This window comes from Desulfovibrio sp. JC010 (genome assembly GCF_010470675.1).
In the GTDB taxonomy this organism is placed as follows: domain Bacteria; phylum Desulfobacterota; class Desulfovibrionia; order Desulfovibrionales; family Desulfovibrionaceae; genus Maridesulfovibrio.
The window spans coordinates 364,011-377,508 of sequence record NZ_VOIQ01000001.1 but is presented as its reverse complement, the minus strand read 5'-3'; the positions used below and the strand labels follow the sequence as shown (position 1 = coordinate 377,508).

General features: G+C 51.3%; 12 protein-coding genes. 8 read left to right on the top strand and 4 right to left on the bottom strand.

Going from position 1 to position 13,498, the window contains the following annotated elements; translation table 11 throughout:
- Position 1: 1 nt before the first annotated feature.
- Together groL and groES are read right to left on the bottom strand one after the other, a co-directional pair.
- Positions 2 to 1,588 (bottom strand): chaperonin GroEL, encoded by a 1,587-nt coding sequence (gene groL, locus FMR86_RS01745; RefSeq protein WP_163349340.1) that lies wholly within the window; start codon positions 1,586 to 1,588, stop codon positions 2 to 4.
- A gap of 47 nt (positions 1,589 to 1,635) precedes the next feature.
- Positions 1,636 to 1,908 (bottom strand): co-chaperone GroES, encoded by a 273-nt coding sequence (gene groES / locus FMR86_RS01740; protein WP_163349339.1) that lies wholly within the window; start codon positions 1,906 to 1,908, stop codon positions 1,636 to 1,638.
- Between the two features lie 485 nt (positions 1,909 to 2,393).
- On the opposite strand from groES, the gene FMR86_RS01735 reads away from it, so the two are divergent.
- Complete coding sequence (locus FMR86_RS01735) at positions 2,394 to 2,666, top strand: HU family DNA-binding protein (protein WP_015850656.1); 273 nt, start codon at positions 2,394 to 2,396, stop codon at positions 2,664 to 2,666.
- A 191-nt stretch (positions 2,667 to 2,857) separates the two neighbouring features.
- The gene (locus FMR86_RS01730) at positions 2,858 to 4,228 is read left to right on the top strand and encodes an MATE family efflux transporter (protein WP_163349338.1); all 1,371 of its coding nucleotides are present in this window, start codon (positions 2,858 to 2,860) and stop codon (positions 4,226 to 4,228) included.
- 54 nt (positions 4,229 to 4,282) lie between these two features.
- On the opposite strand, the gene cbiM is transcribed toward FMR86_RS01730, so the two are convergent.
- Together cbiM and FMR86_RS01720 are read right to left on the bottom strand one after the other, a co-directional pair.
- Positions 4,283 to 4,891 (bottom strand): cobalt transporter CbiM, encoded by a 609-nt coding sequence (gene cbiM / locus FMR86_RS01725; RefSeq protein ID WP_163349337.1) that lies wholly within the window; start codon positions 4,889 to 4,891, stop codon positions 4,283 to 4,285.
- 164 nt (positions 4,892 to 5,055) lie between these two features.
- A complete protein-coding gene (locus FMR86_RS01720; RefSeq protein ID WP_163349336.1) occupies positions 5,056 to 6,681 on the bottom strand; it encodes a response regulator in 1,626 nt (541 codons plus the stop codon).
- Positions 6,682 to 6,914: 233 nt separating this feature from the next.
- Between FMR86_RS01720 and FMR86_RS20360 the strand changes: the two genes are divergently transcribed.
- The 6 genes from FMR86_RS20360 (at position 6,915) to FMR86_RS01695 (ending at position 13,448) form a co-directional block, all read left to right on the top strand.
- On the top strand, positions 6,915 to 7,088 hold the full coding sequence (locus FMR86_RS20360; protein WP_203544746.1) for a hypothetical protein: 174 nt from the start codon (positions 6,915 to 6,917) through the stop codon (positions 7,086 to 7,088).
- 92 nt (positions 7,089 to 7,180) lie between these two features.
- Positions 7,181 to 7,357, top strand: a complete 177-nt coding sequence (locus FMR86_RS01715; protein WP_163349335.1) for a FeoB-associated Cys-rich membrane protein — start codon at positions 7,181 to 7,183, stop codon at positions 7,355 to 7,357.
- A 711-nt stretch (positions 7,358 to 8,068) separates the two neighbouring features.
- Entirely contained in the window at positions 8,069 to 9,895 is a 1,827-nt protein-coding gene (locus FMR86_RS01710; protein ID WP_373682437.1) for a biotin/lipoyl-containing protein, read from the top strand.
- Positions 9,896 to 9,928: 33 nt separating this feature from the next.
- Positions 9,929 to 10,207, top strand: coding sequence for an OadG family protein (locus FMR86_RS01705; protein WP_163349334.1), 279 nt, complete (start codon positions 9,929 to 9,931; stop codon positions 10,205 to 10,207).
- A 9-nt stretch (positions 10,208 to 10,216) separates the two neighbouring features.
- The gene (locus tag FMR86_RS01700; protein WP_163349333.1) at positions 10,217 to 11,344 is read left to right on the top strand and encodes a sodium ion-translocating decarboxylase subunit beta; all 1,128 of its coding nucleotides are present in this window, start codon (positions 10,217 to 10,219) and stop codon (positions 11,342 to 11,344) included.
- Positions 11,345 to 11,705: 361 nt separating this feature from the next.
- Complete coding sequence (locus FMR86_RS01695) at positions 11,706 to 13,448, top strand: phosphoenolpyruvate carboxykinase (ATP) (RefSeq protein WP_163349332.1); 1,743 nt, start codon at positions 11,706 to 11,708, stop codon at positions 13,446 to 13,448.
- Positions 13,449 to 13,498: the final 50 nt, after the last annotated feature.

Genomic DNA, 13,498 nt, shown 5'->3' with positions numbered 1-13,498 from the left:
ACTATTCTTCGTCTTCTTCTGCGTCAGTGATGGCGCATTCAGTGGTCAGCAGCAGGCTGGACACGGAAGCGGAGTTCTGGAGAGCAATGCGGGTAACCTTTTTGGGGTCGATAACACCGGCCTTGATGAGGTCTTCGTATTCGCCGGTTCCTGCGTTGAAGCCGAAACCGTCTTTGCCTGCGGCAACTTTTTCTACAACAACGGAACCTTCGAAACCTGCGTTGCCGGCGATCATGCGCAGGGGCTGCTGTGCAGCACGGCGGATGATGTTGATGCCGGCCAGTTCGTCGTCGTTGCCTGCTTTGAGGCCGTCGAGGACTGCGGAGCAGCGTACGAGAGCGGTACCGCCACCGGCTACGATGCCTTCTTCTACAGCTGCGCGGGTAGCGTTGAGTGCATCTTCCACGCGGGCTTTCTTTTCTTTCATTTCAACTTCAGTAGCAGCACCTACTTTGATTACTGCAACACCGCCGACCATCTTGGCGAGGCGTTCCTGAAGTTTTTCCTGATCGTAGGAAGAGGAAGAATCAGCGATCTGAGCTTCGATCTGCTTAACGCGGCCCTTGATGTCTTCAATGTTGCCTGCGCCGTCTACGATTACGGTGTTTTCCTTGTCGATGCGTACGCGTTTAGCGGTTCCGAGCCCTTCAACGGTCATGGCGTCGAGGGAGAGGCCGATGTCTTCGGAAACAACAGTCGCACCGGTGAGGGTTGCGATGTCTTTGAGCATTTCCTTGCGGCGGTCGCCGAAACCGGGAGCCTTGATAGCGCAAACGTTGAGGTTGGCGCGCAGTCTGTTTACCACGAGGGTAGCCAGTGCTTCGCCGTCCACGTCTTCTGCCACGATGAGCAGGGGACGGGACATTTTCAGAACCTGCTCAAGGATGGGGAGCAGATCTTTCATGTTGGAAACTTTCTTTTCCACCAGAAGAATCATGGGATCTTCGAATTCGCAAACCATTTTGTCGGTGTCGGTTGCGAAGTAGGGGGAGAGGTAGCCGCGGTCGAACTGCATGCCTTCAACGACGTCCAGCTCAGTCTTCATGGACTTGGCTTCCTCAACAGTGATAACGCCTTCTTTACCTACTTTATCCATGGCTTCGGCAAGGATTTCACCGATGGCGGAATCGCTGTTTGCGGAGATGGTACCGACCTGCGCGATTTCAGCTTTGTCGCGGGTGGGCTTGGCAAGTTTGCCGAGCTCTTCAACAATAGCTTCAACAGCGGAATCGATGCCGCGCTTGATGGACATGGGGTTACGGCCGGCAGCAACGAGCTTAACGCCTTCTGCGAAGATGGACTGGGCCAGAACGGTAGCGGTGGTGGTACCGTCACCTGCGATGTCGTTGGTTTTGGAAGCAACTTCCTTAACCATCTGTGCGCCCATGTTTTCGAACTTGTCTTCAAGGTCGATTTCCTTGGCAACGGTCACACCGTCTTTGGTGATGGTGGGTGCGCCCCAGGATTTTTCGATAACAACGTTACGGCCTTTGGGACCGAGGGTAACTTTTACAGCTTCTGCGAGAGTGTCCACGCCTTTTTTGAGACGGTCACGTGCAGTTACGTCAAATTCAATAGTTTTTGCCATGTCTTATATTCTCCTGATCTGGAAAAAATTAATTTATTGAGGGGATATTATTCGACGATTGCGAGGATTTCGTCTTCGCGCATGATGATGAATTCGTCAGCGTCGATTTTCAGTTCGTTACCTGCGTACTTTGCAAAGAGAACAAGGTCGCCTGCTTTAACGGTCATGGGGTTGTTGTCTTTACCGGGACCGGCTGCAACAACTTCGCCTTTCATGGGTTTTTCTTTTGCGGAATCGGGGATGATGATGCCGCTGGCGGTCTTCTGCTCGGTTTCTACACGCTTGATGAGTACGCGATCCTGTAAAGGCTTGAGATTCATGGTTCCTCCAGAATAAATAAACTTTTTAGATAAGATTAAGTAATCCGCGTGATTATGGCGGATCATACTTTTAAATTTCAAAGCCTGCGTCTCTCAGCAGGCCGGATGCTTCCGTAGAAGCTCACATAAACTAAGACAGCCTGCGCATATGTCAACACCATGACTTGAAAAAACTTGCGCTTTTTTTGCGGGAAATTATGTGCTCTCTGCGTCAATTTTGAGACAATGGTTGATTTTGGGGGTAATTCGCTTGACATCTGCCCGCCATTCCCTGTAATCCGCCACTTCCGACCCGACAGTGCCGCCCCTGCACCGTTAATGTGAGACCTTATCTGTGTAATGATTGTTTCGTGAAATTGTGTCTCTCAAAGTTAAGATCTGCTTTTCGCTATGGCTTTTTCCAGCGTTCTGGTGTAGTGGGCTTTTAGGGGTACGGACATCCGCAGCCGCAAGCGCGGAATAAAATACTTTTGAAGGAGTTAATTATGAGTAAAACTGTTCTTGTTAAGAAAATCCGGGAAAAACTGGAGCTGAGTGCAAAAGACGCATCTGCAGCACTGGACGGAGTCCTCAGCGCAATCGAAGACGGCCTTAAAGAAGAAGGCAATGTTACCCTTACAGGTTTCGGTACATTCAAAACCGTAGAGCGCTCCGCACGCACCGGACGCAACCCCCAGACCGGCGAAGCCATCCAGATCCCCGCTTCCCGCGGCGTCAAATTCACTCCCGGAAAATTCCTCAAGGACGCAGTTAAATAATTCTGGTTCTGAAGAAGTTTTAAAAGCCGTTTCCGGGTAACACCGGAAACGGCTTTTTTTATGTGTAAATAAATAATTATACTCATAATCTTCCTCTCACTCCGCTGCGATCCTGTTTTCCTATGATCAAAAATGTCATGCATTTATTAATTATAAAATCTAGTTGAGTTTCAAATTTTCGGAGTTGAGATATGAAATCTTTGTGGAACAAACCCTTCGGGTACAAGCATGTGCTCGATATCAGTATGCCTCTTGCGGTGAGCATGGCCTCCACCACCATCATGCAGGTCACCGACCGCATTTTTCTCGGCCGCTATTCCATGGAGGCCATTGCCGCTGCACTGCCTGCGGGGATACTTTCCTTCATGTTCATTTCCTTTTTCATGGGAGTGGCCAGTTATATTAATGTATTCATCGCCCAGTATACCGGAGCCAGAAAACCTGAGCGGGTGGCTTCCAGCCTCTGGCAGGGGATTTATTTTGCCCTCGGTTCATGGCTGGTGCTGGGAATCATGGGATTCTGGCTGACTCCTCTGCTGGAAAGCGGAGGGCATCCCCCGGAAGTGCTGGAGCTTGAGATCCAATATTTCCGTATCCTCATGCTCGGAGCCGGACTTCCGGTGCTCGATACCGCGCTTTCCGGTTTTTTTGCCGGGCGCGGGCTGACCCGTACGGTCATGGTGGTCAATATGATCGGTGCGGCAGTGAATATCCCGCTGGACTACGCGCTCATCAACGGAGTCTGGATTTTTCCTGAGATGGGCATTCGTGGGGCGGCTATTGCTACTATCGTGGCCATGGCTGTTATCGTTTCAATATATATTCCGCTGATTTTCAATCGGGAAAATGAGAATGCCTTCAAGACCCGCAGTAATTTTCGCTTTGAACCGCAGCTGTTCAAGAGGTTCATTTCTTTCGGGCTGTCCAACGGAGTGCAATTTTTCCTCGACATCTTTGCGATCACTTTCTTTGTATATATGGTCGGGCGGCTGGGAACGGTTATTCTTGCGGCCAGCAATATTGTGCTTTCCATCGACGGTGTCTCGTTTTTTCCGGCTTACGGCATTGCCGTGGGCGTAAGCACGCTGGTGGGGCAGGCCATCGGGCAGGGCAGGCCGGACTATGCCCGGCGGGCCACTAAATGTGCCCTGCATATCACCACGCTCTGGATGTTGTTTATGGGGATTATTTATCTGGTCTTTCCGGAGCTGCTTCTCTCATTGTTCCGTCCGGAAAATATTACGGATGCCGTCTTTGCTGATGTACTTGATTACGGAACCCATTTTCTGCTTTTTACCGCGGCCTATATTCTTTTTGATGGCACGGCACTGGTCTATGCCGGTGCTCTAAAAGGGGCCGGGGATGTTGTCTATGTTATGAAAAGTATCGGCGTGTGCTGTATCGCAGTGATGGTAGTTCCCTGCTATATGGGGGTGGAAGTCTTCCCCCTTGGGCCTTATTTCCTGTGGGCTATCTTTACTTTATATGTGGTTATTCTGGCCGGAGCTTTTTACTGGCGGTTCCGGGGCGGGAAGTGGGAAGATATGAAAGTTATTGAGTAATAAAGAAGGCCGGGTTGATTTCAACCCGGCCTTAAAAATTCTGTAAGCTTTGATTTATGTTTCCTGCGTAGCAAGCAGCATTTCAGGTCTGACTTTTTGCAGGAATCCGTATGCCGAGGCACAGATGAAGCCCTCGATAATCATGATGGGAATGTGCCCGTAAACAATCATCTGGGCCGCAGTGGCAAAGCTTTCGTCAGTAAATGACAGGGCTAGTGCGGTCAGGATTGCGGAGAGACCGATGGAAACGGCTCCGCAAAGGAAAGCCCCGATGCTCATGCTGAAGAGGTTCTTCTTAAGCAGCGGGCGGAACATGTAATGACAGGCCACGGCGGGCAGGGCCATGATGGCGGTATTTACGCCTATGACTGTCAGCCCCCCGTATTGGAAGAGTACGGCCTGAAGCAGCAGTCCGGTCAGGATGGCCGGGAAGGCCGCCCAGCCCAGCAGCAGTCCCATGAGACCGCTCAAAATAAGGTGTGCACTGGAAGGTCCGATGGGAATGTGGACCAGCGAAGCCACGAAAAATACCGATGAGAGCAGGGCTACGGAAATAAGTTTTTCCGAATCAAGTTTCCTGAGCCCGATCATGGTGCCTGTGGCCGCCACAACAGCTCCGCTTGCCAGTACAGGCAGTGAAAGTATCCCTTCTGATATGTGCATACGCTTGTTCCTTATTCTAAATGAGTAAGGCAGAGTCGGTCCTGTTTCTTCATTTATGAGGTTTTGTCTGCATACTTTTTTTGAAAGTATAGCACAGGCAGGGGCGTGTCAAGCGGGTGTGCACAAAATCAGCCTTTTGTCTGAGTTCATGAAAGTGGCCTTTGTCAGATGAAATTGTCCAGTATTTTAAGGAGTTCTTTGTTGTCAAAAGGCTTGGATAGGTAATTGTCCATTCCTGCGGCCAGAAATTTTTCCCGGTCTCCTTTCATGGCGTAGGCGGTCATAGCGATTATGGGGATATCTTTTATTGATTCCCCGGCCTCTCCGTTGCGGATGGCCCGTGTTGCATTTAGTCCGTCCAGTACCGGCATCTGTATATCCATCAGGATAAGGTCGTATGATTCGGTGGAAATTTTTTCCAATGCGCGTTGTCCGTTTTCAGCTGTGCTGACTTCGCACCCGGCCATTTCCAGTTGCCGGGCGGCCGCAAGCCTGCTGATGGCTTCGTCCTCCACCACCAGTATCCGCAATTTTCCGGTGGATAATTGCGCTTTGCTCTCCTTCATTTCCCACGGACAGGTCTGGGCTGGTGTGCCGAAGGGGATGCAGAAATATACTGTTGTCCCTTTGCCCGGTTCACTTTCAATTGCAATATTTCCGCCCATTAACCTGACCAGCTGTTTACAGATGGTCAGGCCCAGTCCGGCACCCTGATGGGGGCGGCTGAGTCCTTCACTGCACTGGGTGAAAGGGGCAAAAAGTTCATTCATCTTACTGTCCTGAATTCCGGGACCTGTATCACTTACGCTGAAAAGAATCTTTATCTCTTCCGGGTTTGTAGGCGGGAGAGGGTAGGTCTCAATGGTGATTTTGCCGGATTCGGTGAATTTCATGGCGTTGCCGAGAATATTGGTCAGTACCTGCTGCAACCGGGCACTGTCACCCTGCACCCGCACTTTTGTATCAGGGTGGAGAGACAGGTTTATGGAAAGTTTTTTCTGACGGATGACCGGACGGTAAAGATCGACAATATGATGCAGGAGTTCCGCCAGATCGAAGGGAGCGGCTTCCATACTCAGCTTGCCTGCTTCCACCCTTGAAAGGTCAAGGATGTCGGAAAGCAGATTTGTCAAACGTCTGGCACCCATGACCGCCAGATCGATATATTCCTGCTGGTCCTTGTTTTGCGGGGTGGATTTCAGCAGTTGCAGCATGCCCAGTATGCCGTTCAGCGGGGTGCGGATTTCATGGCTCATGTTGGCAAGAAATTCACTTTTGGCCCGGTTGGCGGATTCAGCCTGTTCTTTGGCGTGTACCAACTGGGTGTGGGCTTTTTTTACTTCGCTCAAATCCACGTCAATACAGTACATATACTGGCTGCCGTCAGGGTTTTCCTGCATCACATGGGCGGAGTAGACCGGCACCGGGCTGCCGTCTTTTCTCAGCAGTTCAAGTTCTCCGGCTGGAATGCGGATTCCTTTTTCATGCCAGTCCCTGATGTGGCTGATCACGCCTTCCCGCATGTACTCAGGGATAATCAGATCCTCAAGCTTCCTGCCGAGGGCCTCCTCACGGGAATAACCGTATAATGCTTCGCTTGCCGTATTCCAGAAAACTACCTTGCGCTCACGGTCATACCCTTGCACGGAAACCATTTCCACGTGATCGATCAGTTTGCGGAAACGTTCCTCAAGGTAGCGGGCACTGCCGTATAGCCGCTCTTCAAGAACAGCAATCCTTTTCTCTTTTTCCTGCAGCTCGGCTAGCAGTTTTTCTTTGCTTCGTTCCATGTTTGTAATCCCGGCTTTAGCGTGAAGGGCCAATTTAATAATGCCACAATAAGTCTGTTAAGTTCAAGGCGGCATTTGTTGACTCGGGAAAAATAGTCTCTGCCATTTTTATGACTACGGCCAACGGTGAGTTTGATGCTAATAAAGTCTTGTAAAACTAGTCTTTTGCGGTCTTTATGTAAATTGATTTTCGCTGGTATGCATGTTGCTTCTTGGTAGAAAGGAGGTAAAATATGCAGAAAAAACGACTTTCGGAAAAAGCTATTCCCATATTGTTTGATGTGGTGGTCTGGGGCGGTTTTGCAGCCTTTCTAGCCGCAACCTATGTTGCTTGGAAGACCTTGGCGGACAGATTTCCCGGACCGGTGAACACTCTTTTGGGGCTGTTCCAGAACTTCATGGCCTGACCGATTTTGCCTTCTGCCGGGCTTGACTTCATGTGATCCGGGATTACAATCAAGTTAAGTGAAAATGAAATCCTGTTTCAGCGGAGTGCCCGATGGAAAATATAATTGTATTTGGAGCGATTGCTTTGGCGGTAATTTATCTTGCCAGAAAATGGTTCGGCAAGGGGGGAGGCGGTTGCGGCTGCGGTTGTGATTGCCCGGCGTCTAAAAGCGGTGACAGTTGCTGCGGTGATACGGAGAACTGCATAACTGATCTTCGACAAAAGTAGTAAAATAAAGTTATGTTCAATTTTTACAGCGGTTTAGTTTGTTTGAGGCCGCTTGGAGCTGACCCGGAATATTTACTGATGGACTGGAGCCGCCCGCGACAAGTGGGCGGCTTTTTTGTTAGTGTCGGGCATAGTGCAAAATTGATTTGCTGTTTCGTAATTAGCTACTTTTAAAGTAGGTTTTTTGCTGAACGAAAAAGAAAAGAGGGTTTAAACACAAAAATGTAAATCGTTTTGTGAAATAATGTTCAAATGTGTTGTTTTTTGCTTGAAATGAGGTTCGGTAACGAACTTTAAGAGGGCGTGAAGTAGTGATCTTTTGTAGAATAAAGCTGCGCCTATGCATAGTTGCTTTAATGGAAAACAATGCTCTCCGGTGGGGTAAGTTTATATAAAACAGTTGTTTATGCGCGTGTCTCTTGAGGCGGGGAGTTCTATGGACGGCGAATCTGCTGCTCACAGAGGGCTATTTTACAACTTATCCATTTAAATTTTTTTTAGCCACTCTTTTTTGCTGAAATTGTCAGAGGATTGTGTTAAGTCATTGTTACTTTCAGCTCGTCACATTGCCGCATTTTATTTCAGGCTAGACGAATTAGTTCTCGTAAATTACTGGTTTCCTTTTAAAATTTGGGTTTTAACAAGAATGTTTATCTGCAGACTTCCCCGTTTGCGGAGCACTATTACATTCTCAGACCATAGGGAGGGGAAGTGGCCAAGAAGAAGATTAGGTTCATGTGTACTGCCTTCCGTGACGGCTTTCAGTCCGTTTACGGAGCCAGGGTCAAGACCGATGATTTCCTGCCTGCTGTTGAAGCAACAAGAGAAGCAGGGGTTGATTGGTTCGAAGCTGGCGGGGGCGCACGGTTCCAGGCCCTCTACTTTTATTCTAATGAATGTGCCTTTGATATGATGGACAGGTTCCGGGAGACCGCAGGTCCCGATGCCGACCTCCAGACCCTCGCCCGCGGGGTGAACGTTGTCGGACTCGAATCCCAGCCCAGCGATGTCATCAAGGCTCATGCCGATCTCTTTGCCAAGCACGGCATCACCACCATCCGAAACTTCGACGCGCTTAACGACGTCAACAACCTGATCTACAGCGGCCAGTGTATTGCTGATGCCGGACTGAAGCATCAGGTGGTTGTTTCCATGATGGAACTCCCTCCGGGATGTTCCGGCGCGCACGATGCCGCTTTTTACGAGAAGACCCTGCGTCAGATTCTTGATGCGGACATTCCTTTTGATTCCGTATGTTTTAAAGATGCATCCGGCACATCCACCCCGGCCAAGGTTTACGAGACCATCAAGGCCGCCAAAAAGATGCTGCCCGAAGATGTACTGCTCCACTTCCATACCCATGAGACAGCAGGGATCGGCGGACTCTGCTATCACTCGGCTATCGAAGCTGGCGCTGATGCCATCGACCTGTCCATGGCTCCCGCTTCCGGCGGAACCTGCCAGACCGACATCATCACCATGTGGCATATCCTGCGCAACACCGATTACACCATCGATGTTGACATTGATAAAATCATCAAGGCTGAAGACGTTTTCCGCGACTGCATGAAGGACTACTTCCTGCCGCCCGAAGCGACTCAGGTCGATCCTATGATCCCCTTCAGCCCCATGCCCGGCGGCGCACTGACCGCGAACACCCAGATGCTGCGTGACAACGGCCTCATGGACAAATATCCCGAGATTATCCGGGCCATGAGTGAAGTTGTGCGCAAGGGTGGATTCGGTACTTCCGTTACCCCGGTTTCCCAGTTCTACTTCCAGCAGGCATTCAATAACGTGATGTTCGGTCCCTGGAAGAAATTTGCCGACGGTTACGGCAAAATGGTTCTGGGTTACTTCGGCAAGACCCCGGTCGAGCCCGATGCGGAAATCGTCAAGCTTGCATCCGAGCAGCTGGAACTTGAGCCCACCAAGAAGACTCCGCTTGAAATCAACGACGCCGATTCCTCCAAAGGTCTCGCGCCTGCTCGTGAAATCTGCGAAAAAGAAGGTTTCGAGCTTACTGATGAAAATATTTTCATCGTGGCTACCTGTAAAGATAAAGGCGTCAGCTACCTCAAAGGTGAAGCCCGCGTCGGTATCCGTTACAAGAAAGATGTTGAAGCCGAACAGCTCAAGAAGCTCGGTGCTTCTGTGGGCGGCGGTTCCGGTTCCGGTCCGGTTAACGTTACTGTGGACGGCCAGTCCTACACAGTTAACGTGGACGGCTCCACCGCCACCATCAACGGCAAGTCCTTCAACATCGGTGCCGGTGATGCTCCCGCAGCAGGCGGCGCGGCTCCCGCTGCACCCGCAGGTGCTACCGAACCTGTTGCCGCTCCCATGCCCGGCCTGATTATCCGCACAGCTGTGGAGCCGGGAACTGCGGTTCAGGAAGGCCAGACCATCCTGATCATGGAAGCCATGAAGATGGAAATGGAAGTTAAGGCGCACAAGGCCGGAACTGTTACCTCTTTCTCCGTTACCGCGGGTGATCAGGTACAGCAGGGACAGCCGCTCGCCCAGATGTCCGTTTAATCTCCTGACCTCTAATCTATAAGGAGATAAGTTATGCAACAGATGTTGTTCAGTTGGGACAACGTGGTCGCAGGTAACGGCGTGGCTCTTTCCATCACAGGTATGTGCATCGTGTTCACAGCCCTGATTCTGGTCAGTGTCTACATCGCGCTGCTGCCGAAGCTTGCCGCGTTCTTAAATAAGATAATTCCGCCTTCCGCCCACCACTCCGGGCCGGTGGCCAATGCTCCCGCCCCGCAGGTCCAGACCGGACCTTCGGAAGCGGAAATCGTGGCCGCCGCAGTGGCGTATCTGCATAAAAACAAGGGCTAGACGGACGTTATGGATATACTTCTGCACTTCTTAAGCACAACGGGCTTTGCAGAGATGACTCCGGGCAACTTCATTATGATTGTCATCGGGATCATCTTCATCGCCCTTGCTATTATTAAGGATTACGAGCCGCTGCTGCTCCTGCCCATCGGGTTTGGTGCAATCGTGGGCAACATCCCCTCTATCGCCGGGATGCCGCTCAGCGTCTATGACGAAGGCAGCGTGCTTTATTATATCTACTTCGGGGTCAGCGCAGGGATTTTCCCGCCGCTGATCTTCCTCGGCATCGGAGCTATGACCGACTTTTCATGCATGCTCTCAAACCCGAGGCTGGTACTGCTCGGCGCAGCAGCCCAGATGGGTATTTTTGCAACCCTCATCGGAGCCATGTATATGGGCTTCACCCCCAGTGAGGCCGGTGCTATCGGCATTATCGGCGGGGCGGACGGGCCGACGGCCATCTTCCTCTCCTCCAAGCTGGCACCGCATCTCCTAGGGGCTATCGCCATTGCCGCGTACTCGTACATGGCATTGGTCCCGGTTATTCAGCCTCCGATCATGAAGCTGATGACCTCCAAGAAAGAGCGTCTCATCCGCATGAGCGCGCCCCGTGAAGTTTCCACCCGTGTGAAAATTCTTTTTCCGGTGGGCGGCTTCATCATCACCGCGCTTATTGCTCCGGGCTCACTTGCTCTGGTGGGTATGCTCTTCTTCGGTAACCTGCTTAAAGAATCCGGCGTAACCGAACGTCTGGCCGAGACTGCGCGTACCGCGCTTATCGACTCGGTAACCATTCTGCTCGGTTTCTCCGTGGGTGCATCCACTCAGGCTCAGACCTTCCTGACCCCTGACAGCCTGCTTATCTTCGGGCTGGGTGCTGCCTCCTTCTGTGTTGCTACTGCCAGCGGTCTGGCCTTTGCTAAACTCATGAACGTGTTCTGCAAGGACAAGATCAATCCGCTGGTCGGTGCTGCCGGTGTATCCGCTGTTCCTGACTCCGCACGAGTCGTTCAGATGGTCGCCCGCGATGAAGACCCGCATAACTTCCTGCTCATGCATGCCATGGCCCCCAACGTAGCCGGGGTTCTCGGTTCCGCAGTCGGCGCAGGTGTTCTCTGGTCCGTTCTGGCAATGTAGGAGAAATCAGCATGAATAAGCTTTCCAAAAAAATCGAGATGACCAAACGCAAACGCATGACTGCGCTTGCCAATCCCGGTAAACCGGAAAGCAAGCCGACCACAGCAGGTCGCAACTGATCCAACAAAGGCGCATTCCCTTAGCAGGGGATGCGCCTTTTCATTTATGATACCCCGGCAGGGGGAAGTGTGAACGTTATTGATCCTATTGCGTGGAAATTTGCGAAGCCGAACAGGGAAGCTGTTCATAAGGGAAAACTTATTAATTATAAGTAAATGAACAGTGGCAATTTATCGCAAATATCGTTAATGGGCCTTTTCAGAAGTTGTTGAGACTTACATTTTCTTTGGAGGAAAAAACAGTGGCTAGTCAGTCAACCTACGAGTTTTACAAAGATGACCTTTCCAAGATTCCGCCTCTGCGGGCAATCGCGGAAACTCTGCTTGCAGATAAACGGGTAAGAAAAGTGAGTGCTGCGCAGGCCTATGAACTGGCCCGTAAGCAGTGGGATGTGATGGAGACAGACCATCCTGTCTATCCTGAAGCGGCAAAAAGACTCGGCCTGCCCGAGGGCGCAAAGCTGCTCAACCATTGCCACGGAAAGATTGTCGGCCGTACTGCATTGGCGCGCCGTTTTTACAACAAGCTGAACGGTCCGGACCAGCGCAAGGTGCTCGGTGATTTGAGGGAAGCAATCTCCGACATGCAGGAACGTCCGCTGATAAAAGCCGAAGCAGTTGTCGGGCTGGATCAGGATCTCATGATCAAGGCCACCATCCTCGGCGGTGAAGACGATGCAGCCAATATTTTCAACTGGCTGGTCAACTTCACTCCTTTTGATGAAGTGGCTGAAGAATACGCCAAGAGCGCGAAACTGCCCATTCAGGATATCATCATTATAGGTGACAACCTCTGGCGCAACGACGATACTTTCTACCACAATCAGGGCAACCCGCAGCTGGCTCTTGTGGATGAAGAATGCAACGTCATCTACAATTTCGGCATGCGCTATTTCGGTGAGCGTAAAAAAGGAACTCTCACCCTGGCCTGGACTTCCGGTATCCGTGTAGGCATGGCTGCCTGCCATGGCGGTATCAAGGAAATTGATTTTGCTGCCTGCGCGGACAAGAGCATGAAAAAGCTGGGCAAAAAGTCCATCGCTTTTTTCGGTTTGTCCGGTACCGGTAAATCGTCCCACACCAACTCCCATGACAACGGCGGTACCCTGCCCAAGGGATTTGCCAAGAAAGTTCTGCACGATGACGCTTTTCAGATTGATACTGAAAACCGCGTCTGCCGCGCATGGGAACCGACCCTTTTCGATAAGACCGATTCCCGTCCGCTGGGTGATCCGGACTGGAAATACATGGTCTCGGTCATGAACCACGCCATGCTGGAAATTGACGGCAAGGTCATGCCGCTGGGCGAGGATATCCGTAACCCCAACGGTCGTGCTCTTATCGACCGTGATGTTATCGGCGAGCACGTGAACCGTTGTACTTTCCCGGATTCCCTGTGCTGGCTCATGAAAGATACCTGCCTGCCGCCGATCATCCGCTTCACCGATACCTATCTCGCGGTAGCCATGGGTGCGGCCCTGATGACCAAGCGCAACCTCGCTGAAAACGTTTCCGAGGAAGAGCTTAAGAAGCTGGTATTTATTCCTTACGCCAACCCCTTCCGCGTGTACGAACTCTGGCAGGACGTTGAAGCCTTCGCCCATGTTTTCGACAGCGGAGCACACGGTTACAGCTTCAACTCTGTGGGTTTCTGGCGTTCTTCCGATACCGATCTCAATCCCATTCCCCTGCAGACTTCACTGACCCTGCAGACCATGATCCTGACTGACCAGCTGGAATGGGAAAATTGGGACCTGCTGCCCGGTGCACAGATTCCCAAGCGCAACTGCATGGAGCGGGTGCTGCCCGGTTTCTACGATACTTACAACCCGGCCAACGTAGAACACCGCGCCGAGTACTTCCAGACCCTCAAGGACCGCTTTGCACAGCGCAGGCATTTCCTTGAGCAGACCGAAGATCTCAACTGCAAGCCGCAACTGCTGGCTAAATTGACCGACGCCCTGCATATCAAGGGTTGGTTTTAGTCCAAGAAGTTAGAATAAATTAAATGCCCCGCAAACGTCAGTTTGCGGGG

Coding starts and splice junctions, on each gene's coding strand:
- groL (WP_163349340.1), bottom strand. CDS start 1,588: ATGGCAAAAACTATTGAATTTGACGTAACTGCACGTGACCGTCTCAAA.
- groES (WP_163349339.1), bottom strand. CDS start 1,908: ATGAATCTCAAGCCTTTACAGGATCGCGTACTCATCAAGCGTGTAGAA.
- FMR86_RS01735 (WP_015850656.1), top strand. CDS start 2,394: ATGAGTAAAACTGTTCTTGTTAAGAAAATCCGGGAAAAACTGGAGCTG.
- FMR86_RS01730 (WP_163349338.1), top strand. CDS start 2,858: ATGAAATCTTTGTGGAACAAACCCTTCGGGTACAAGCATGTGCTCGAT.
- cbiM (WP_163349337.1), bottom strand. CDS start 4,891: ATGCACATATCAGAAGGGATACTTTCACTGCCTGTACTGGCAAGCGGA.
- FMR86_RS01720 (WP_163349336.1), bottom strand. CDS start 6,681: ATGGAACGAAGCAAAGAAAAACTGCTAGCCGAGCTGCAGGAAAAAGAG.
- FMR86_RS20360 (WP_203544746.1), top strand. CDS start 6,915: ATGCAGAAAAAACGACTTTCGGAAAAAGCTATTCCCATATTGTTTGAT.
- FMR86_RS01715 (WP_163349335.1), top strand. CDS start 7,181: ATGGAAAATATAATTGTATTTGGAGCGATTGCTTTGGCGGTAATTTAT.
- FMR86_RS01705 (WP_163349334.1), top strand. CDS start 9,929: ATGCAACAGATGTTGTTCAGTTGGGACAACGTGGTCGCAGGTAACGGC.
- FMR86_RS01700 (WP_163349333.1), top strand. CDS start 10,217: ATGGATATACTTCTGCACTTCTTAAGCACAACGGGCTTTGCAGAGATG.